Annotated in this window: 17 protein-coding genes; 8 read left to right on the top strand and 9 right to left on the bottom strand. The window is 72.1% G+C overall.

What is annotated here, in order from left to right; translation table 11 throughout:
• Nucleotide 1: 1 nt before the first annotated feature.
• Nucleotides 2-505, top strand: coding sequence for a Cys-tRNA(Pro) deacylase (gene ybaK, locus ACFYYT_RS18625; RefSeq protein WP_351818796.1), 504 nt, complete (start codon nt 2-4; stop codon nt 503-505).
• A gap of 216 nt (nt 506-721) precedes the next feature.
• Here the strand turns inward: ybaK and ACFYYT_RS18620 are convergent, their stop codons facing one another.
• The 4 genes from ACFYYT_RS18620 to ACFYYT_RS18605 all read right to left on the bottom strand — a co-directional run bounded on the left by ACFYYT_RS18620 (nt 722) and on the right by ACFYYT_RS18605 (nt 4,616).
• Nucleotides 722-1,336 (bottom strand): hypothetical protein, encoded by a 615-nt coding sequence (locus ACFYYT_RS18620; protein ID WP_385324578.1) that lies wholly within the window; start codon nt 1,334-1,336, stop codon nt 722-724.
• 34 nt (nt 1,337-1,370) lie between these two features.
• Nucleotides 1,371-2,204 carry an ABC transporter permease gene (locus ACFYYT_RS18615; protein WP_351828836.1) on the bottom strand — a complete coding sequence of 278 codons (834 nt, stop codon included), beginning with the start codon at nt 2,202-2,204 and terminating at the stop codon, nt 1,371-1,373.
• Complete coding sequence (locus ACFYYT_RS18610) at nt 2,201-3,175, bottom strand: ABC transporter ATP-binding protein (RefSeq protein ID WP_351828847.1); 975 nt, start codon at nt 3,173-3,175, stop codon at nt 2,201-2,203. Before ACFYYT_RS18610 ends, ACFYYT_RS18615 begins: the two co-directional genes overlap by 4 nt.
• A 91-nt stretch (nt 3,176-3,266) precedes the next feature.
• Nucleotides 3,267-4,616, bottom strand: coding sequence for an NYN domain-containing protein (locus ACFYYT_RS18605; RefSeq protein ID WP_351828834.1), 1,350 nt, complete (start codon nt 4,614-4,616; stop codon nt 3,267-3,269).
• Between the two features lie 220 nt (nt 4,617-4,836).
• Between ACFYYT_RS18605 and ACFYYT_RS18600 the strand changes: the two genes are divergently transcribed.
• Nucleotides 4,837-5,004, top strand: coding sequence for a hypothetical protein (locus ACFYYT_RS18600; RefSeq protein WP_351828832.1), 168 nt, complete (start codon nt 4,837-4,839; stop codon nt 5,002-5,004).
• Nucleotides 5,005-5,101: 97 nt separating this feature from the next.
• Here ACFYYT_RS18600 and dnaE read toward each other — a convergent pair whose 3' ends face one another.
• Complete coding sequence (gene dnaE / locus ACFYYT_RS18595) at nt 5,102-8,644, bottom strand: DNA polymerase III subunit alpha (RefSeq protein ID WP_351828830.1); 3,543 nt, start codon at nt 8,642-8,644, stop codon at nt 5,102-5,104.
• Nucleotides 8,645-8,810: 166 nt separating this feature from the next.
• Here dnaE and ACFYYT_RS18590 point away from each other — a divergent pair, with 166 nt between their 5' ends.
• The 5 genes from ACFYYT_RS18590 (at nt 8,811) to ACFYYT_RS18570 (ending at nt 14,724) form a co-directional block, all read left to right on the top strand.
• Complete coding sequence (locus tag ACFYYT_RS18590) at nt 8,811-10,136, top strand: DUF2252 domain-containing protein (RefSeq protein WP_351828845.1); 1,326 nt, start codon at nt 8,811-8,813, stop codon at nt 10,134-10,136.
• 62 nt (nt 10,137-10,198) lie between these two features.
• Nucleotides 10,199-10,888, top strand: coding sequence for a hypothetical protein (locus ACFYYT_RS18585; protein WP_351828829.1), 690 nt, complete (start codon nt 10,199-10,201; stop codon nt 10,886-10,888).
• A 52-nt stretch (nt 10,889-10,940) separates the two neighbouring features.
• A complete protein-coding gene (locus ACFYYT_RS18580; RefSeq protein WP_351828827.1) occupies nt 10,941-11,735 on the top strand; it encodes a DsbA family protein in 795 nt (264 codons plus the stop codon).
• Between the two features lie 129 nt (nt 11,736-11,864).
• A complete protein-coding gene (locus ACFYYT_RS18575) occupies nt 11,865-13,547 on the top strand; it encodes an alkaline phosphatase D family protein (protein ID WP_351828826.1) in 1,683 nt (560 codons plus the stop codon).
• 223 nt (nt 13,548-13,770) lie between these two features.
• Nucleotides 13,771-14,724, top strand: a complete 954-nt coding sequence (locus ACFYYT_RS18570; protein ID WP_351828843.1) for a zinc metalloprotease — start codon at nt 13,771-13,773, stop codon at nt 14,722-14,724.
• A gap of 100 nt (nt 14,725-14,824) precedes the next feature.
• On the opposite strand, the gene ACFYYT_RS18565 is transcribed toward ACFYYT_RS18570, so the two are convergent.
• Nucleotides 14,825-15,403 carry a dienelactone hydrolase family protein gene (locus tag ACFYYT_RS18565; RefSeq protein WP_351828841.1) on the bottom strand — a complete coding sequence of 193 codons (579 nt, stop codon included), beginning with the start codon at nt 15,401-15,403 and terminating at the stop codon, nt 14,825-14,827.
• Nucleotides 15,404-15,467: 64 nt separating this feature from the next.
• On the opposite strand from ACFYYT_RS18565, the gene ACFYYT_RS18560 reads away from it, so the two are divergent.
• The gene (locus ACFYYT_RS18560; protein ID WP_351828838.1) at nt 15,468-16,523 is read left to right on the top strand and encodes a mechanosensitive ion channel domain-containing protein; all 1,056 of its coding nucleotides are present in this window, start codon (nt 15,468-15,470) and stop codon (nt 16,521-16,523) included.
• 33 nt (nt 16,524-16,556) lie between these two features.
• On the opposite strand, the gene ACFYYT_RS18555 is transcribed toward ACFYYT_RS18560, so the two are convergent.
• The 3 genes from ACFYYT_RS18555 to ACFYYT_RS18545 form a co-directional block, all read right to left on the bottom strand.
• Nucleotides 16,557-18,149 (bottom strand): Na+/H+ antiporter, encoded by a 1,593-nt coding sequence (locus ACFYYT_RS18555; RefSeq protein WP_351828823.1) that lies wholly within the window; start codon nt 18,147-18,149, stop codon nt 16,557-16,559.
• 75 nt (nt 18,150-18,224) lie between these two features.
• Nucleotides 18,225-18,695, bottom strand: coding sequence for a GNAT family N-acetyltransferase (locus tag ACFYYT_RS18550; RefSeq protein ID WP_351828821.1), 471 nt, complete (start codon nt 18,693-18,695; stop codon nt 18,225-18,227).
• Complete coding sequence (locus tag ACFYYT_RS18545) at nt 18,692-19,633, bottom strand: RluA family pseudouridine synthase (RefSeq protein ID WP_351828818.1); 942 nt, start codon at nt 19,631-19,633, stop codon at nt 18,692-18,694. Before ACFYYT_RS18545 ends, ACFYYT_RS18550 begins: the two co-directional genes overlap by 4 nt.
• Between the last annotated feature and the right edge of the window lie 26 nt (nt 19,634-19,659).

Genomic DNA, 19,659 nt, shown 5'->3' with positions numbered 1-19,659 from the left:
GATGGCCAAGAAGAAGCAGCAGCAGACGGCGGCGGGCACCCCGGCGATGGCGGCCCTGACCGCGGCCGGCGCCGACTTCACCACCCACGCCTACGAGCACGACCCGGCCCACCCCTCGTACGGCGAGGAGGCCGCCGAGGCCATGGGCGTCTCCCCCGACCGGGTCTTCAAGACGCTGGTCGCGGAGGCCGACGGAGTCCTCACGGTGGCGGTGGTCCCGGTCTCGGGCTCGCTGGACCTGAAGGCGCTGGCGGCGGCGGTGGGCGCCAAGCGGGCGGCGATGGCCGACCCGGCCCTGGCGGAACGCACCACGGGCTACGTCCGGGGCGGCATCTCCCCCCTGGGCCAGCGCAAGCGCCTGCGCACGGTGGTGGACGCCTCGGCCGCGGCCCACGCCACGATCTGCGTCTCGGCGGGCCGCCGGGGCCTGGAGGTGGAACTCTCCCCCACCACCCTCACCACCCTCACCTCAGCCACCCTGGCCCCCATCGCCCGCCCCTCATAACCCGCCCAACCCAGCCCCGCCGGCGTTTGAGGCGCGGGCGCGGAGCGCCGTGTCGTAACCCGCGCCGCCCAACCCAGCCCCGCCGGCGCTTGAGGCGCGGGCGCGGAGCGCCGTGTCGTCAGTGAGCCGCGCCGGCGTCCGAGGCGGGAACGGTGGAAGGGCGGGCAGGGGACGGCCCCGCGCAGCGGCACCGCACCCACCCCCGAACGGGGTCCGTCAGGACTTGGCCGGGTCCGCGTGGACGTGCGGCGGCGGGTAGGTCCCGGGCCACTCCTCGGCGGGAGCCGGATCCCGCGGCCCCCAGACGGCGGTCAGCCCCAGGTGCACCGCCACGGCCGTCATCGGCCACACCAGCAGCGCCCCGTACGCGAGCAACTGCAGCGGCGCGTCGAACGGCACCCCCTTGCCCGCCTTCGCGGCCGCGGCCGGCACGTCGGAGCTCGGCCCGAGCCACAGCCCCAGCCGCCACCCCACCAGCGCGGCGAAGCACGCCCCGAGGGCCAGCGCGATGACCAGCGGCACGCCCCCGCGCCGCCGCCACAGGAAGACGCCGAGCGCGCTCAGCACCCCGAACCCCAGCGCGAGCAGGAAGAACGTCCCGTCGGCCCCGATCCGGGCCTCGCTCTCGGTGTCGCGCAGGAAGACGGCCTCGCCGTTGGAGACGTACTGGACGCGCGGGGCCAGCCACTCCCACAGCAGCCCGAGGAGCACGCCCGACACGCCCACCACGAGGGCGACGGCGGCCGCGTCGCGGATGTCCGCCGGGGTGACGGCGGGCTCCGGGCTCGGGAGGTCGGAGGGGGTCGGCGGCGGGGTCAGGGCTTCGGTCACCCCCACATCGTGCCAGGTACCCCCGCCGTCGGCGTCAGCGGACCGCCGCCCGCCGGTACGCCCAGGTCGCGGCCGCCAGCGACAGCACCCCGACGGCTCCGCACACCCCGAGGTCGAGGACGACGGCCGCCCAGTCGGGGTGCGGGGCGAAGGTCTCCGCGAAGGCCTGCACCCCGTAGGTGGAGGGCAGCAGGTCCCGCGCCCACACGATGAGCTCCGGCATCCGCTCCGGCGGCAGCACCCCGAGCAGCAGCGCCGCCGACATGCCCAGCTGACCGGCCAGCGTGGCCAGCTCCTGGCGCGGCGCGAGCAGCCCCAGCGCGGCGCCGAGCCCCGCCAGCGCGGCCCCGGCCAGCGGCACCACCGCGGCCAGGATCCACAGCCCGCCCATCGGCAGCCCGAACAGCGCGCAGCCGAAGACGGCCGTCACCAGGGTCCCCGGCAGGGTGAAGGAGGCGTACGCGGCCGCGGCGCCCAGCACCACGGAGGCGGGCGGCACCGGCAGGGTGGCGTAGTGGTCCAGCCCGCCGCTCGCCCTCAGCTGCCCGAAGTACTGGGCGAGCAGGTTCAGCGCGACGAAGGCGACGACGAGCACCGACGAGCCGGCGACGACGGCCCGCGCCTCGGAGCCGCCGCCCCCGTCGACCACGCCCCGCATCAGGATCATGATCCCGACGGACTGGAAGGTGGCGACGAACAGCAGCGGGATCCGCGCCACGCGCGCCCGCGACAGCTGGGCCCGGTACACGGCGGCGAGCGCGGGGAAGAACCGGGCCCGGGGCGCGAGGGCCCCTGGAACGCACGCGGGAGCGGGTACGGCGGGAGCGGCGACCGGCCCGGCGGCAGCGGCGGCAACGACGTCGGTCACGACTTGACCAGGCCCTTCATCCGGCCGCCCAGCGCGAGGTACACGTCCTCAAGACTCGGGGTGGCCAACGTGAAATCGTCGAGGGCGGCGAAGGCCGGACCCCCGGTCACGGCGGCGACGGCCGCCCGTGCCTCCTCCTGGCCCAGCCGCAGCACCCAGCGGCGCCCCGACTCGGCGGCCGCCGGGGCGAGCGCCGCGACCTCGGGCACCTCCAGCGGCGGGGCGGTCCGCCACACCAGTTCCAGGCGGACCTCGTCGGAGACCGCCGCCCTGAGTCCGGCGGGGGTGTCACAGGCGATGACCTTGCCCTGGTCGATGACGGCGACCCGGTCGAGGACGGTCTCGGCCTCGATGACGTTGTGGGTGACCAGCAGGACGGTGGCCCCGTGCCGGGCGCGGCGCCGGTCGACGGCGGCCCACACCGCCCGCCGGGCGACCGGGTCCATGCCGGTGGTGGGCTCGTCGAGGACGAGCACGGGCCGCTCCCCCACCAGTGCGGCGGCGAAGCAGGCGAGACGGCGCTGACCGCCGGAGAGCTTCTTCAGGGGCCGCCCGGCGATCTCGGTGAGCGCGAGCTCCTCCAGTACCTCGTCCCGCGCGGTCCGCGCCTCGCGGGCGCCGAGGCCGCGCAGCCGGCCGGTGGTCTCGGCGGCGAGGGCGACGGTGAGTTCGTCGAGGGCGGTGGATTCCTGCCCGAGGTAGGCGAGGAGGCGGGCGGCCCGTTCGGGGTGGCGCACGAGGTCGTGGCCGAGCAGGGTGACGCTGCCCGCGTCGGGCCGCATCAGGCCCGTGAGCTGGCGGACCAGGGTGGACTTGCCGGCGCCGTTGGGGCCGAGCAGGCCGAAGATCTCGCCGCGCCGGACCTCCAGGCAGATCCCGTCGGTGGCGCGGGTCTCGGGCAGTGCGGGGGCCCCGCGCCGGCCGCGTACGGCCGGGTAGGTCTTGACCAGGTCACGCACCGCGCAGACCACGTCGGAAGCCGCTGCGGCGGCCGCTGCCGTGCTGTGCCCTGCCTGTGCTGTGCCCGTACTCACGAGGGAGCAGCCTACGCGGCTTCCGCCCCTACTCGGCCGCCGGGGTCGGCGGGCCGGGGGCCACCGGGGCGGCCGCCGGACCGGGCGCGCCGCCGATGTGCTCGGCCGCCGCGCGGACGTCGATCTCGCGCCAGAACCCGGCGCGGATGGCGTAGCGGTCGTGTTCGTCGATCTGGTCGTCCTTGTGCGCGAGCAGCCCGAACCGGGCGGCGTAGCGCAGCAGCTCCCCGTCGATGCGGTGCGGGACGCGCGGGTACATGGTGGCGAGCTTCTGGAGGTGGACGCTCTCCGGGAGCCGTTCCATCCAGCGCCGGGCGAACACCTGGCCGACCTCGAACGGGTCGCCGCCGACGGTGGTGATGTCCTCCTCGCGGTCGGCCCAGCGCTGTTCGGCGCTGGTGAGCTGGGCGAGAGTGGGCAGCGAGGCGGTCTCGGCGGGTTCGCCGAGGGGGCCGGCCCGGTCGACCCAGCCCTTGTCGGAGGACCAGCGCAGGGCGCTGGTCGGGCCCGGGGCGCCCTGGCCGTTCTGGGGCTGCGCGGGGCCGGTGGGCTGGGCGGGGGCGCGCAGCGAGGCGAGGTCCTTGGGGGTGGGGACGGGTTTGGCGCCCTCGGCGGCGGGCGCCGGTACGGGTGCTCCGTCCGGGGGGTTTCCGGCGAGGGCCGGGGCGGGGGTGGTGTCGCCGTTAGCCGGGACGGCGCCCGCGCCGTTGCCGTTGCCGTTGCGGGCGGCTTCGGCGAGGGCCGCTTCGGGCAGGGGCGCGGAGAGGATCGCGGCGATCTCGGGGCGGGGCGCGGGCGGCGGGGGGCAGAGTCCGGCGAGGTCGCGGGCGCGGACGGCCCGGGTGATCCAGGCGCGGTCCAGGACGCGGCGTTCGTCGGCTTCGGCGACGAGGTCCTCGGACTGGTTGTAGTCCCCGTCGGCGGCCTGCACGGCCCACAGGTGGACGGCGACGCCGTGTTCTTTGGCGGACATCAGGCCGGGCAGCAGGTCGCCGTCGCCGGTGACGAGGACGACGTCGGAGCAGGCCCGGTTGCGGGCGAGTTCGGTGAGCTCGGCGTGCATGGCGGCGTCCACGCCCTTCTGCGCCCAGCGGCCGTCGCTGCGGGTCAGGGCGCCGAGCCGGACGGTGACGCGGGGCATGACGCGCAGCCTGCGGTGTTCGGGCTGCGGCACCCGGTCGGGGGCGCCGTCGAACCAGTAGATGCGCAGCAGGGGCTGTTCGGTGTCGGCCTCGGCGCGTTCGCGCAGTCCCTGGATGAGGGCGGAGTGGTCGACGGTGATGCGGGAGCGGGAGGGCTCTCCGGCGAGGAGGCTCGCGGCGGCGCCGAGCAGGTATCCGGCGTCCACCAGGACGACGCAGCGGTCCACGCGTTCCACCCTCTTCCCTGCGATGCCTGGGGTCCTCGATGAGTTTTCCCCGAGTCTGCCCGACCGCAAGGGTGTTGACGGCCGGAACTCGATCATCGGCGTGGCGGATGTTCCGGCGGGCCCGGAAAGGGGCCGCACTACGCACGGCAATGATCCAAAATGCGCGGTTTACGGTGGTGTGTGAGTGTGAAGGCGGCCCTGGCCCCTACACCCCCCACGGAGGCATCCCATGGCCAAGAACAAGAACCAGAAGCAGCCCTCCAAGCAGCAGCCGAGGTCGGCGCAGGATACGTCGAAGGCGTCGATGGAGTCCTCGTCGGAGGAACGCTCCTCGCAGTCGCCGAGCCCGCTGGACATGGCCCACAAGGGCAAGCAGAAGCGTTTCGGCCACAACTGACCCGCCGCCCCGCGCGCGGGAACCCGGAAGGGCTCGTCCGGCCGTGCCGGACGAGCCCTTCCGTACGTACGCGCGGTGTGCGGCCCGCGAGGTTGCGCTAGCCGGCCAGGCAGGACGGCCCGAGCAGCACCTTGAGGTCGCCGAAGAGCGCCGGGTCGGGCTGGACCCGGTGCTTGTCGAGGCGGAGCACGGTGGTGGTGCGCGGCCCCTGGAGCTTGATCCGGACCTCCGTGTTGCCCCGGTGGTGGCGCAGGATCTCGCCCAGACGGGTCACCATCGGCGGGGTGACCTTGACGGTCGGGATGGTGAGGACGACGGGCGCGTTGGTGCCGGCCGACGACAGGTCGGGGACCATCATCTCCATGGCGACCAGCCGGGGGACGTCCTCGCGCTTGTCCAGGCGGCCCTTGACGAAGACGACGGTGTCCTCGACCAGCTGGGTGGAGACGAGCTGGTAGGTCGCGGGGAAGAACATGCACTCGATGGAGCCGGCCAGGTCCTCGACGGTGGCGATGGCCCAGGCGTTGCCCTGCTTGGTCATCTTGCGCTGGAGACCGGAGATGATGCCGCCGATGGTGACGACCGCGCCGTCGCCGTGCTCACCGCCGGTGAGCTGGGAGATGCCGGCGTCCGTCTTGTCGGAGAGGACGTGCTCCAGGCCGAAGAGCGGGTGGTCGGAGACGTAGAGGCCGAGCATCTCGCGCTCCTGGGCGAGCAGGTAGGACTTCTCCCACTCGACGTCGGAGAACTCCACGTCGAGGCCGAAGCCGGGCTCGTCGCCCGCGCTCTCGTCACCCATTGCGCCGAAGAGGTCGAACTGTCCCTCGGCCTCCTTGCGCTTGACCGCGACCACGTTGTCGATCATCGGCTCGTGGTGGGCGACGAGGCCCTTGCGGGTGTGGCCCATCTCGTCGAACGCGCCGGCCTTGATCAGCGACTCGACGGTGCGCTTGTTGCAGACGACGGCCTCGACCTTGTCCAGGAAGTCGGGGAAGGAGGAGAACTTCCCCTTCGCCTTCCTGGTCTTGATGATCGACTCGACGACGTTCTGGCCGACGTTGCGGACGGCGGTCAGGCCGAAGAGGATCACGTCGTCGCCCTGGGCCGCGAAGTTCGGCTCGGACTCGTTCACGTTCGGCGGGAGCACCTTGATGCCCATGCGCCGGCACTCGTTCAGGTAGATCGCGGACTTGTCCTTGTCGTCCTTGACCGAGGTGAGCAGTCCCGCCATGTACTCGGCGGGGAAGTTCGCCTTGAGGTAGGCGGTCCAGTAGGAGACGAGGCCGTACGCGGCCGAGTGGGCCTTGTTGAAGGCGTAGCCGGCGAAGGGCACCAGGACGTCCCACAGGGCCTTGATGGCCTGGTCGCTGAAGCCCTTCTTCTTCGCGCCCGCCTCGAAGATGACGAAGTTCTTCGCCAGCTCCTCGGGCTTCTTCTTGCCCATCACGCGGCGCAGGATGTCGGCCTCGCCGAGCGAGTACCCGGCGATGATCTGGGCGGCCTTCTGCACCTGCTCCTGGTAGACGATCAGGCCGTAGGTGACCGCGAGCACCTCTTCGAGGGGCTCCTCCAGCTCCGGGTGGATCGGGGTGATCTCCTGCTGCTTGTTCTTGCGCAGGGCGTAGTTCGTGTGCGAGTTCATGCCCATCGGGCCCGGCCGGTACAGGGCCGAGACGGCGGAGATGTCCTCGAAGTTGTCGGGCTTCATCAGGCGCAGCAGGGAGCGCATGGGCCCGCCGTCGAACTGGAAGACGCCGAGGGTGTCACCGCGGCCGAGGAGTTCGAAGGTCTTGGGGTCGTCGAGCGGGAGGCCCAGGAGATCGATGTCGATCCCCTTGTTGGCCTTCACCATCTTGACGGCGTCGTCCATGATCGTGAGGTTGCGCAGGCCGAGGAAGTCCATCTTCAGCAGGCCGAGCGACTCACAGCTCGGGTAGTCCCACTGGGTGATGGTGACCTGGTCCGTGTGCCGGACCCAGACGGGCACGTGGTCGGTGATCGTCTCGCTGGACATGATCACGCCGGCGGCGTGCACGCCCATCTGGCGGACCAGGCCCTCCACACCGCGGGCGGTGTCGATGACCTTCTTCACGTCCGGCTCGTTCTCGTACATCGAGCGGATCTCGCCCGCTTCGCCGTAGCGGGGGTGGTTCGGGTCGAGGATGCCGGAGAGCGGGATGCCCTTGCCGAGGACGTCGGCGGGCATGGCCTTGGTGAGCCGGTCGCCCATGGCGTACGGGTAGCCCAGGACGCGCGCGGAGTCCTTGATCGCGTTCTTGGCCTTGATGGTGCCGTAGGTGCCGATCATGGCGACCTTGTCCTGGCCGTACTTCTCGGTCACGTACCTGATCACCTCGACGCGCCGACGCTCGTCGAAGTCGATGTCGACGTCGGGCATGGAGACGCGCTCGGGGTTCAGGAAGCGCTCGAAGATCAGACCGTGGGTGAGCGGGTCGAGGTCGGTGATGCCCATGGCGTACGCGACGATCGAGCCGGCCGCGGAGCCTCGGCCGGGGCCCACCGCGATGCCCTGGTTCTTGGCCCACATGATGAAGTCGGCGACCACGAGGAAGTAGCCGGGGAAGCCCATCGAGATGATCGTGTCCATCTCGTACTCGACCTGCTTCATCCGGTCGTCCGGGATGCCCCCGGGGTAGCGGCGGTGCATGCCGCGCATGGTCTCCTCGCGGAACCAGCTGACCTCGGTGTGTCCCTCCGGGATGTCGAACTTCGGCATGAGGTTGCGGAACTTGAACATGCCCTCGGTGTCGATCTGGTCCGCGACCAGTTTCGTGTTGGCGCAGCCCTGCTGCCAGGCGTCCGAGGAGTCGATGGCGTACATCTCCTCCGTGGACTTCAGGTAGTAGCCGGTGCCGTCGAAGCGGAAGCGGTCCGGGTCCGAGAGGTTCTTGCCGGTCTGGATGCACAGCAGGGCGTCGTGCGCGGTGGCCTCGCTGGCGTACGTGTAGTGCGAGTCGTTCGTGACCAGCGGCGGGATGCCGAGCTTCTTGCCGATCTCCAGCAGCCCGTCGCGGACCCGGCGCTCGATCTCGATGCCGTGGTCCATCAGCTCCAGGAAGTAGCGGTCCTTGCCGAAGATGTCCTGGTACTCGGAGGCCGACTTCAGGGCCTCGTCGAACTGGCCGAGGCGAAGGCGCGTCTGGAGCTCGCCGGAGGGGCAGCCGGTGGAGGCGATCAGGCCCTCCGACCACTTGCTGATGGTCTCCTTGTCCATGCGCGGCCACTTCGTGAGCCAGCCCTCGGCGTACGCGTCGGAGGACAGCCGGAAGAGGTTGTGCAGACCGGTGGCGTTCGCGGCCCAGATCGTCTTGTGCGTGTAGCCGCCGGAGCCGGAGACGTCGTCGCGCTTCTGGTGGGGCTGGCCCCACTGGATGCGCCGCTTGTTGCGCCGGGACTCGGGGGCCACGTACGCCTCGATGCCGATGATCGGGGTGACCCCGGCCTTCTTCGCGCTGTGGAAGAAGTCATAGGCGCCGTGCAGGTTGCCGTGGTCGGACATCGCGATGTGCGTCATGCCCATCTCGTTGCACGCGTTGAACATGTCCTTCAGCCGCGCGGCACCGTCCAGCAGCGAGTACTGGGTGTGGACGTGCAGGTGCGTGAACGGCGTCTTGGTCACGGTGGGGATCCTCCGGCGGGGAGAGAGGGGGCAGCTCTGAATCCTACGTCGGCCGGGTGACAGATCACGGGCACCGACCGGTACGGTCATCCGTTGCAGAGCCAAGGACCGTGTCCGGAATCCGATCCCGCACGTGATCGACCAGCGCCACCAGGAGGCACCCGCCATGGCGGTACCCGAGACGACCGACGAGCAGCGCGCCGAGCAGATACTCGATGTCTTCGACACCGCGTTCGGCCGGCTGCTCGCCGCCGACCCCGCCGCCTTCCAGGTCAAGTTCCGGAAGATGGCGGCCTCGGCCTTCGCCTTCTACCGGGGCACGGCCTGCCTCTTCTACACCGACCTGGAGCGCGACCGGCACGGCGGCCCGTACCTGGACGAGCAGACCGGCCGGGTCTGGATCCACGGTGACCTGCACGCCGAGAACTTCGGCACGTACATGGACTCCAACGGCCGGCTGATCTTCAACGTCAACGACTTCGACGAGGCCTACGTCGGCCCCTTCACCTGGGACCTGAAGCGGTTCGCCGCCTCCGTGGCCCTGATCGGCTACACCAAGGCGTTCAGCGACGGGCAGATCAGCGAGCTGGTCCGGATCTACGCGGGCGCCTACCGCGAGCGCATCCACCTCCTGGCCACCGGCGCCAAGCACGAGGAGGTGCCCTCCTTCACCCTGGACACCGCCGAGGGCGCCCTGCTCTGCGCCCTGCGCGCGGCCCGCTCCCGCACCCGTTTCTCCCTGCTGGACTCGATGACGGAGATCCGCGACCACGAGCGCCGCTTCACGGACGGCGGCGGGGCGATCGAGCTGGACGCGGCCACCCGCTACAAGGTGCTGGCCGCCTTCGACGGGTACCTGGAGACCCTGCCCGACGAGTCCCTGGTCCGCCCGGACTCCTACCGGGTCAAGGACGTCGTGGGCCGCCGGGGCGTGGGCATCGGCTCGGCCGGGCTGCCCTCGTACAACATCCTGCTGGAGGGGCACAGCGACGCCCTGGAGAACGACGTCGTGATCTACCTCAAGCAGGCGCAGACCCCGGCCGTGTCCCGGCACATCACCGACCGGGCGGTGCGCGAGTACTTCCAGCACGAGGGGCACCGCACGGTGATCTCCCAGCGGGCCCTCCAGGCGCACGCCGACCCGTGGCTGGGCTGGACGGAGCTGGACGGCTCGGGGCAGCTGGTCGCGGAGGTCTCCCCGTACGCGGTGGACCTGGACTGGTCCGACCTGGACGACCCGGAGGAGATCGCGGCGGTCGTCGCCGACCTCGGCCGGGCCACGGCGACCATGCACGCGGCGGCCGACGCGGCGGAGAGCGGCCAGTCCCTGGTCCCCTTCTCCACCGAGCGGGCCATCGACGCGGCCATCGCCGCCGACGAGGAGGGCTTCGCCCCCCTGCTGGTGGACTTCGCCCACGCCTACGGGGCCCGGGCGCGCGCCGACCACCAGATCTTCGTGGACCTGTTCCGCAACGGCCGGATCATGCCGTAGTCCGGGGGGTCCGGCGGACCCGGGGCCCTGGATTCACAGGGAGGCATGAAAGACTCGCGACGATGGACATATCAGGGGCAGGACCGAGGGCCCTGCGGGCCGCGCTGTTCAGCGCGCTCGTCGTGCTGCTCTCGGCGGGCTCCCACGTGCTCATGTCCCGGGTCCCGCTGCCGCCCGCCCTGGTCGGCGGGGCCTTCGCCGGGGTCTTCGCCCTCGCCTTCGCACTGGCCGGCCGCGAGCGCGGCTTCGGCCCGATCGCCGGGCTGCTGGTACCGCTGGAGCTGGCGGCCGACACCGTCTTCACCGCCGGGCAGCACCTCTGCTACGGCCCCGCGGGCGGTCCGGTCTCCGGGCCGCTGCGCGCCCTGGGCCTGGACGAGCTGTGCGGCGGGACCCCGGTGGGCGCGCCGCTGGCCCGGATGACCGGTCCCGGCGAGGGCCTGGCCGCGCTGCCGGCCCCGCCCGGCCCGTGGACGCCCTGGCTGCTGCTCGGCGCGCACGTCGGCGTCGGGCTGCTGGCCGCCGCCTGGCTGCGGCACGGCGAGCGGGCCCTGGCCCGGCTGCTGCGGGCGGTGGGCGCCCTCGCGTTCCGGCCGCTGCTGCTGGCGGTGGCCTCGGTGGCGGTGGCCGCCCGGTCCGCCGGACGGGCGCTGGGGCCGGTGTTCCCGGGCACGGGGGCCCGTACCCGTTTCCCGGCCCATTCCGTGGGACGACGGGGACCTCCCGTACGCACGGCGCTCGCGAGCGTCTGACGTACGCAAGGCAGTTCCCCCTTCCGTTCCTCCCCGTCCCACGGAGACCACCATGAGTGCACGCAACAACCAGCAGAACAAGGCCGCGGCCCGCGAGCGGCTGCGCGTCGAGCGCGAGAAGCAGGCCAAGAAGGAGAAGGCGCGTCGCCAGATGTTCGTGGCGGGCGGGATCGTCGCCGCCCTGGCGCTGGCCGGCGGCGTCGGCTTCCTGGTCGTCAAGGGCAACGAGCCCGGTTACTGGGACAAGGCCGCGGACGCCGCCCTCGTCAAGCCGAAGAACACCGAGGGCGCCGACGGCCTCACCGTGGTGATCGGCAAGCCCGAGGCCAAGAAGACCCTGGAGATCTACGAGGACTCCCGCTGCCCGGCGTGCGCCGCCTTCGAGCAGTCCTCCGGTGAGCAGGTCAAGAAGGACGTCGAGGCGGGCAAGTACAAGCTCCGCTACTTCGGCGCGACCTTCATCGACAACGCGGCCAAGGGCGAGGGCTCGAAGAACGCGCTGAGCGCGCTCGGCGCGGCGCTGAACGTGAGCCCGCAGGCCTTCCTGGACTACAAGGGCGCGCTCTACTCGAAGGCGCTGCACCCCGACGAGAGCACCGACAGCTTCGCCAAGGACGACTACCTGCTCAAGGTCGCGGACACGGTGCCGGCCCTGAAGGGCAACGCCGAGTTCAAGAAGGCCGTCGAGGACGGCACCTACGACCGGTGGGCGATGGACATGTCGAAGGCCTTCAACAAGTCCGGGGTGACGGGCACTCCGACGCTGAAGATGGACGGGAAGAAGATCGAGACCCCGGCCACGCCCGAGGCGTTCACGGCGGCGATCGACAAGGCCCTGGCGGGCTGAACCGGCAGAACCGGTCCGATCCGGGGTCATACCGGACGGCGAACGGGCGGGCGGACTCCCAGAGTTCGCCCGCCCGTTGTCGTCCGTAGGGTGTTCCCGGCCACATACCGATCAGTAATATCGTTGTCCGTGACCAGTCATCTCATCCCTTCCGCCGGCAGCGCCGACCCGGCCTCCCGCCCGGCGCACCCGCGCCGCCGTACGGTCGTCCTGGCCGCCGCGGCCACCGCCGCGCTCGCCCCGCTCGCCTCGCTGGGCGCCGGCACCGCCCACGCCGCGGACGCCGCCCCCGCCTTCCTGCACGGCGTCGCCTCGGGCGACCCGCTGCCCGACGGGATCCTGCTGTGGACCCGCGTCACCCCGGTCCCCGAGGCGGTGCCCGGCTCCGGCCTGGGCCCGGACACCTCGGTGGGCTGGGAGGTGGCCGAGGACAAGGCGTTCTCCCGGATCGTCGCGAGCGGTTCGGTCACCGCCCAGGCCGCCTCCGACCACACCGTCAAGGCCGACGTACGCGGACTGCGCCCGCAGACCCCGTACTGGTACCGCTTCACCGCGGGCGCCACGGTCTCCCCGGCCGGGCGCACCCTGACCGCCCCGGCCGCCGACATCACCACCCCCGGCGTGCGCTTCGGCGTGGTCTCCTGCGCCAACTGGGAGTCCGGGTACTTCTCCGCGTACCGGCACCTGGCCGCCCGCGGCGACCTGCACGCCGTGCTGCACCTGGGCGACTACATCTACGAGTACGCCGCCGGGGCCTACCCCGAGGCGAAGTACACCGTCCGCTCCCACGAGCCCCGGCACGAGATCATCTCGCTGACCGACTACCGCACCCGGCACGGCAAGTACAAGACGGACGCCGACCTCCAGGCCCTGCACGCGGCCCACCCGATCGTCGCGATCTGGGACGACCACGAGTTCGCCAACGACGCCTGGTCCGGGGGCGCGGAGAACCACACCCCGGGCGCCGAGGGCGACTGGGCGGCCCGCGCGGCGGCGGCGAAGCAGGCCTACTTCGAGTGGATGCCCGTCCGCCCCTCCATAGCGGGCACCGTCTACCGCCGCCTGCGCTTCGGCACCCTCGCCGATCTGCACCTGCTGGACCTGCGCTCCTTCCGCTCCCAGCAGGCCAAGGTCGGCAGCGGCGCGGTGGACGACCCCGAGCGCAGCATCACCGGCCGGGCGCAGCTGGACTGGATCAAGGCGGGCCTGGCGGCCTCGAACGCGACCTGGCAGCTGGTCGGCACCTCGGTGATGATCTCGCCGATCGCCTTCGGCGCGCTGCCCGCGCACCTGCTGGCGCCGCTCACCAAGCTGCTCGGCCTGCCCGAGGGCGGAGTGGCGGTCAATGTGGATCAGTGGGACGGCTACACCGACGACCGCAAGGAACTCCTGGGCCACTTGAAGGACCGGAACATCAAGAACACGGTGTTCCTGACCGGCGACATCCACATGTCCTTCGCGAACGAGCTCCCGGTGGAGAAGGCGACCTACCCCGCTTCGGGCACGGCGGCGACCGAGTTCGTGGTGACCTCGGTGACCTCCGACAACCTCGACGACACGCTGCACGTGCTGCCGGACACGCTCTCGCTGGTCGCGGAATCGGCCATCAAGACCGCGAACTGGCACGTCAAGTGGCTGGACATGGACGCCCACGGCTACGGCGTGCTCGACGTGACGGCCGCGCGTTCGCAGATGGACTACTACGTGGTCTCCGACAAGCGGCGCCAGGACGCGACCTCCGCCTGGCAGCGCTCGTACCGCACGCTCAGCGGCACGCAGAAGGTGGAGCGGGCCGACCGTCCGGTCAACTGATCATCTGTCAAATCTTTTGTGAGAAGGGGCTCCTGGTACAGACCGGGGGCCCCTTCCGCACCTTCGGCAACAAATCTTTAACCTACGAGTACTTGCCAACTCGATGACATGCACACGTAAGCTTCCGGCCAGCGTGAGGACCCGCCTCACCCCCCACCACGCTTCGCGAGGAGTCAACGTGCGCGCTGTTGCCCGCATATCCCCCCTGCTCCGCCGCCGCCTCATGGGCACGGCCGTCCTGGCCTCCACCCTGGCCTTCGCCCCGCTCACCGCGCCGACCACGGTCGCGGCAGCCGCCGCCAAGACCCCCGCCGAGATCTGTGCGGGGCAGGGCTCCGCCCCGGCCAACGCCCGGGTGGCCCGCCCGAAGGACCAGCACGCGGCCGACCCCAACGAGATCACCGACGCCCAGGTCAAGTCCATGGACGCCGACCTGAAGAAGAAGCTCTCCCAGCTCCAGCTCTCCCCGCAGCAGAGCGAGGGCATCGCCGGCGCCGCGGCCGCCACCACGACCATCCCGGTCTACGTGCACGTCATCACCTCCGGCACCACCGGCAAGCTGACGGCCGCCCAGGTCAACAGCCAGATCTCGGTCCTCAACGCCGCCTACGCGGGCCAGGGCACCGGCAACGTCAACTCCGGCTTCCAGTTCAGCCTGGCCGGGACCGACTACACGGACAACTCGGCCTGGTACAACGTCTCCGACGGCACCCAGGCCGAGAAGGACATGAAGAACACCCTGCGCAAGGGCGGCAAGAACGCGCTCAACCTCTACACCGCCAACCTCGGCGGCGGGCTCCTCGGCTGGGCGACCTTCCCCAGCTCCTACGCCTCGCAGCCGAAGATGGACGGCGTGGTCATCCTCAACAGCTCGATCCCCGGCGGCGCGGCCACCAACTACAACCAGGGCGACACCGCCACCCACGAGGTCGGCCACTGGCTGGGGCTCTACCACACCTTCCAGGGCGGCTGCTCGGGCAGCGGTGACTCCGTCTCCGACACCCCGGCCGAGTCCAGCGCCGCCTTCGAGTGCCCGACCGGGCGCGACACCTGCACCGCGGCCGGTGCCGACCCGATCCACAACTTCATGGACTACACGTACGACTCCTGCATGTACCAGTTCACGGCCGGCCAGGTCTCCCGCATGAAGAGCATGTGGACCGCCTACCGCGCCTGACCGACGCGTCCGCTCCACCCGCGCCTCCCCGCGCACCGGCAGGGCCCCCGGCGAGAACGCCGGGGGCCCTGCCCCGTACCGCGGGCGGCCGGACGGACGGCTACAGGGTGTCGAGGAAGCCGAGCGCGGCCTTCCAGGCCGCCTCGGCGGCCTCCGCGTCGTAGTCCTCCAGGTCCGGGTCCGTGAACAGGTGCCCGGCCCCCGGATAGGTGTGGACCTCCACGTCCGCCCCGGCCCGCCGCATCCGCAGGTACCAGGCGGTCAGCCAGTCGTGCGGCTCGAAGGGGTCCGGGTCCGCGATGTGCAGCTGCACCGGCAGCTCGTCCGCCGTCGTCCCCTCCTCCAGGTCCGCCGTGCCGTGCAGGAGCAGCAGCCCGCGCGCCCGGTCGTCGGCCAGCGCCAGGTGCTGGGCGACGGAGCCGCCGTAGGAGAAGCCCGCGTAGACCAGGCCCCGGTCGGAGTACGGGGCCACGGCCAGCACCGCCCGCTTGAGCAGCTCGTCGCGGCCGACCTCCTCCTGGTGAGCCAGCCCCTCCTCGACCGTCGCGAACGTACGCCCCTCGAAGAGGTCCGGCACCTGTACCTCGTGGCCGGCCGCGCGCAGCCGCCCGGCCGCCGCGTGCACCGCGGGCCGCAGCCCGTACGTCGAATGGAAGAGCACGATGTTCATGCCTCCCATCGTGCCATTCGCGGCGAAGGCGGCGGCCCCGGGACCCGGCGCGGCTAGGTTCTCTGCCATGGAGATGGAGAACGTCCTGCGACCCGTCGTGGCCCTCGCCGCCGTACTGGTCCTCACCCTGCTCGCCGGGTGGCTGCTGGACCTGCTGCTGCGCCAGGCCGACGCCCGGCACACCGAAACCCCGTTCTGGGGGCTGCTGCGCCGCTGCGTCACGCCCTTCCGGCTCGTCCTGGGCACCGCCCTGCTCCAGGCCTCGCACCGGCAGGCGGGCGTCTTCCCCGCGTACGGGGCCGTCGTCGGGCACGTCCTCGGCCTGCTCATGATCGCCTCGACCGTCTGGCTGCTCGTACGGATCGTCACCGCCATCGTCGACTCCGCCTACGCCCGCTACGCCGCCTCCGCCCCCGACGACGCCCGCGTCCGCCGGGTGCGCACCCAGGTCGCCCTGATCCAGCGGGTGGTCACGGCCGTCGCCGTGGTGGTCGCCGCCGCCGCGATGCTGCTCACCTTCCCCGCGATGCGCACCGTCGGCGCCTCGGTGCTGGCCTCCGCCGGAGTCCTCGGCATCGTGGCCGGCATCGCCGCCCAGTCCTCCCTAGGCAACCTCTTCGCCGGCCTCCAGATCGCCTTCGGCGACACCGTGCGCATCGGGGACACCGTGGTCGTGGACAAGGAATGGGGCAAGGTCGAGGAGATCACCCTGACCTTCCTCGTCGTCCGCACCTGGGACGAGCGCCGGATCACGATGCCGGTCTCCTACTTCACGAGCAAGCCCTACGAGAACTGGTCGCGCGGCGGCGCCGAGAGCACCGGCACCGTCCTCTTCCACCTCGACCACGCGGCGCCGGTCGCCCTGATGCGCGACGAGCTCGCCGACCTGCTGAAGAACATCCCCGAATGGGACGGCCGCACCGGCAGCCTGGCCGTCACCGACACCACCCCGAACACCATCGTGGTGCGCGCCGTGGTCACCGCCAGGAACGCCGACGAGGTGTGGACCCTGCGCTGCGCGGTGCGCGAGCAGCTGATCGCCTGGCTGGCCGCCCACCACCCGGACGCCTTCCCCCGCGTGACGGCCGCCGAGCCGCCCTCCCCGCCCCCGCCGCCCCCGGCAGCGTGAGCGCCCGGCCGCCGGGCCCCCGGCCGCCCGCCGCTACGGACTGCGCAGGCTGCGCACGTCGAGGTGGCGCAGCACCCGGTCCACGATCTCCGGGTCCGAACCCGGCTCGCTGCGCGCCGCCAGCACCTCGTGCCGGGCGGCGGACATCATCTCCCGCTGGATGCGCTGGACGTCCCGGATCCGCTCCACCCGCTTCGCGTACGCCTCCCGCCGCTCCTCGTCGACCAGGTCGGGGCTGATCCTGGCCCCGACGTCGTAGGCGCGCCGGTAGAGGACCTCCACCAGGTCCTCGGGCAGGTCCTCGACCTCCTCGATCTCCTTCAGCCGCCGCTTCGCGGCCTTCGCCGCACGCAGCGCCAGCCGCCGCTGCGTCTCGCGTTCCGCGTCCGGGTCCGCCTCCACGCCGAGCCGCCGTACCAGGGAGGGCAGCGTCAGCCCCTGGCACACCAGGGTCACCATGATCACCGCGAAGGCGATGAAGACGATCTCGTCGCGGGCGGGGAAGGGATCCCCGGAATCGGTGCGCAGGGGAATGGCCAGGGCCAGCGCCACCGAGGCCACCCCGCGCATCCCCGACCACCACATCACGACGCTCTCCCGCCAGGTCAGCGGGATCTCCTCCTCATAGTCGCGGCGCCGGTGCAGCCTCTGCGCGAGCCAGCCCGCCGGCAGCAGCCACACCAGCCGTACGCCGACCACCACCACGACCACCACCGCCGCCCACCCGGCCATCTCCCCCACGCGGCCCTCGGCGACGCCGAAGACGTTGTGCAGCTCGAGCCCGATCAGCCCGAAGGCCACCCCGGTGACCAGGGTGTCGACGATCTCCCAGAAGGTGTGGCCGGCCAGCCGTCCGAGCACGTCGTCGGCGTCGGAGGCGTACTCCGCGAGGAACAGCGCCGTCGTCAGCACCGCGAGCACCCCGGAGCCCTGGAGCTCCTCGGCCACCACGTACGAGACGAACGGGACCAGCAGCGTCAGCCCGATCTGGAGCGTGGCGTCCCCGAGCCGGCTCATCAGCGCCCGCGTGGCCCAGCCCAGCGCGAGCCCCACGGCCACGGCGACCACGGCGGACAGGACCAGCTCGCGCAGGGCGTCGGGCCAGGAGAAGCTGCCGCTGACGGCGGCCCCCACGGCGACGTGGTAGAGCACGATGGCGGTGACGTCGTTGAACAGGCCCTCGCCCTCCAGGATGGACACCATCCGGCGGGGCAGCCCGAGCGAGCCGGCGACGGCGGTCGCCGCGACGGGGTCGGGCGGGGCGACGAGCGCGCCGAGCGCGACGGCGGCGGCCACGGGCAGCCCCGGCACGACGGCGGTCGCGACGGCCGCGACGGCGGCGGTGGTCACGAACACCAGGGCCACGGCCAGCAGCAGGATCGGCCGGACGTTCGCCGCGAACTGCCGCCAGGAGGTCCGCTGCGCGGAGGCGTACAGCAGCGGGGGCAGCACGAGCGGCAGGATGTACTCGGGCGGGATGTTCACGTTGGGCACCGCCGGCACCAGGGCCAGCAGCGCCCCGCCGATGGTCATCAGCACGGGCGCGGGCAGCCGCAGCCGGTCCCCGAGCGGAACGGTGACCACGGCCCCGAGCAACAGCACGAACAACAGAGCTAGCTGATCCACTCCCCCACCCTGCCACTTCACCGCATCCCGGCCGCCAGGTCGAAGGTCCCGCCCTCGACGTGTCGGCCGGCCGGGCTACGGCAGGGGGCGCCGCATCGCGCGGTGGGGGATGCCCGCGTCCTGGAACTCCGGGCCGTACGCGACGTACCCGAGCCTCTCGTAGAAGGCCAGCGCATGCGTCTGCGCGCCCAGATCGACCGCCGCCAGCCCCAGCCGGCCGGCCTGCGCCTCGATCGCCCGGACCAGCATCGCTCCGACGCCCAGTCCGCGCGCGGACTTCCGTACGGCCAGCCGCCCCAGCGAGCCGACCTCCGGCGCGCCGGTCTTGGCGAGCGCCTCGGGCCCGTACAGCAGCCGCCCGGTGCCCAGCGCCTCGCCGTCCGGCCCCACGGCCAGCACGTGCAGCGCCACGGCGTCGTACGCGTCGTACTCGACCGACTCCGGCACCGCCTGCTCGACCACGAACACCTCGGTGCGCACGGCGTAGCAGGCCGCCAGGTCCGCCTCGGACCCGGCGACCCGCACCGAGACGCCGCCGGCGGTCACTGGCTCTCGGCCCGGATCACATCCAGCGCGTGCTGGAGGTCGGCCGGGTAGCCGCTCTCGAACTCCACCCACTGGCCGTCGGCCGGGTGCTCGAAGCCGAGCCGCACCGCGTGCAGCCACTGCCGGGTCAGGCCCAGCCGCTTCGCGATGGTCGGGTCGGCCCCGTACGTCAGGTCGCCGACGCAGGGGTGCCGGTGCGCGGACATGTGCACGCGGATCTGGTGCGTGCGCCCGGTTTCCAGCTTGATGTCCAGCAGCGACGCCGCCCGGAACGCCTCGATCAGGTCGTAGTGGGTGACCGAGGCCTTGCCGTCCTGGGTCACCGCCCACTTGTAGTCGGCGTTGGGGTGGCGCCCGATCGGTGCGTCGATCGTGCCGCTCATCGGGTCCGGGTGGCCCTGCACGAGCGCGTGGTAGCGCTTGTCCACGACCCGCTCGCGGAACTGGTTCTTCAGCGAGGTGTACGCGCGCTCGGACTTGGCGACGGCCATCAGGCCGGACGTGCCGACGTCGAGGCGGTGCACGACGCCCTGCCGCTCGGAGGCGCCCGAGGTGGAGATCCGGTAGCCGGCGGCGGCGAGGCCGCCGATGACGGTGGTGCCCGTCCAGCCGGGGCTCGGGTGGGCGGCGACACCGACGGGCTTCATGATCACGACGATGTCGTCGTCGTCGTGGATGATCTCCATGCCCGGGACCGGCTCGGCGACGAGCTCGACGGGGCGCGGGGGGGCGGGCATCTCGACTTCGAGCCAGGCGCCGCCGTGCACGCGCTCGGACTTGCCGACGACGCTGCCGTCGACCGAGACCTTCCCCTCCGACGCCAGTTCGGCCGCCTTGGTCCGGGAAAAACCGAACATACGGGCGATGGCGGCGTCGACGCGCTCGCCCTCGAGGCCATCGGGAACGGGCAGGGTGCGGATCTCGGGAATCGTACTCACCTGTCGAGTATGCAGGACTCGGCAGA

The sequence above is a fragment of the Streptomyces sp. NPDC002032 genome (assembly GCF_042890765.1).
In the GTDB taxonomy this organism is placed as follows: Bacteria; Actinomycetota; Actinomycetes; order Streptomycetales; family Streptomycetaceae; genus Streptomyces.
Note: the sequence above shows the minus strand (reverse complement) of the source record. Positions and strands in the feature narration are given on the sequence as shown.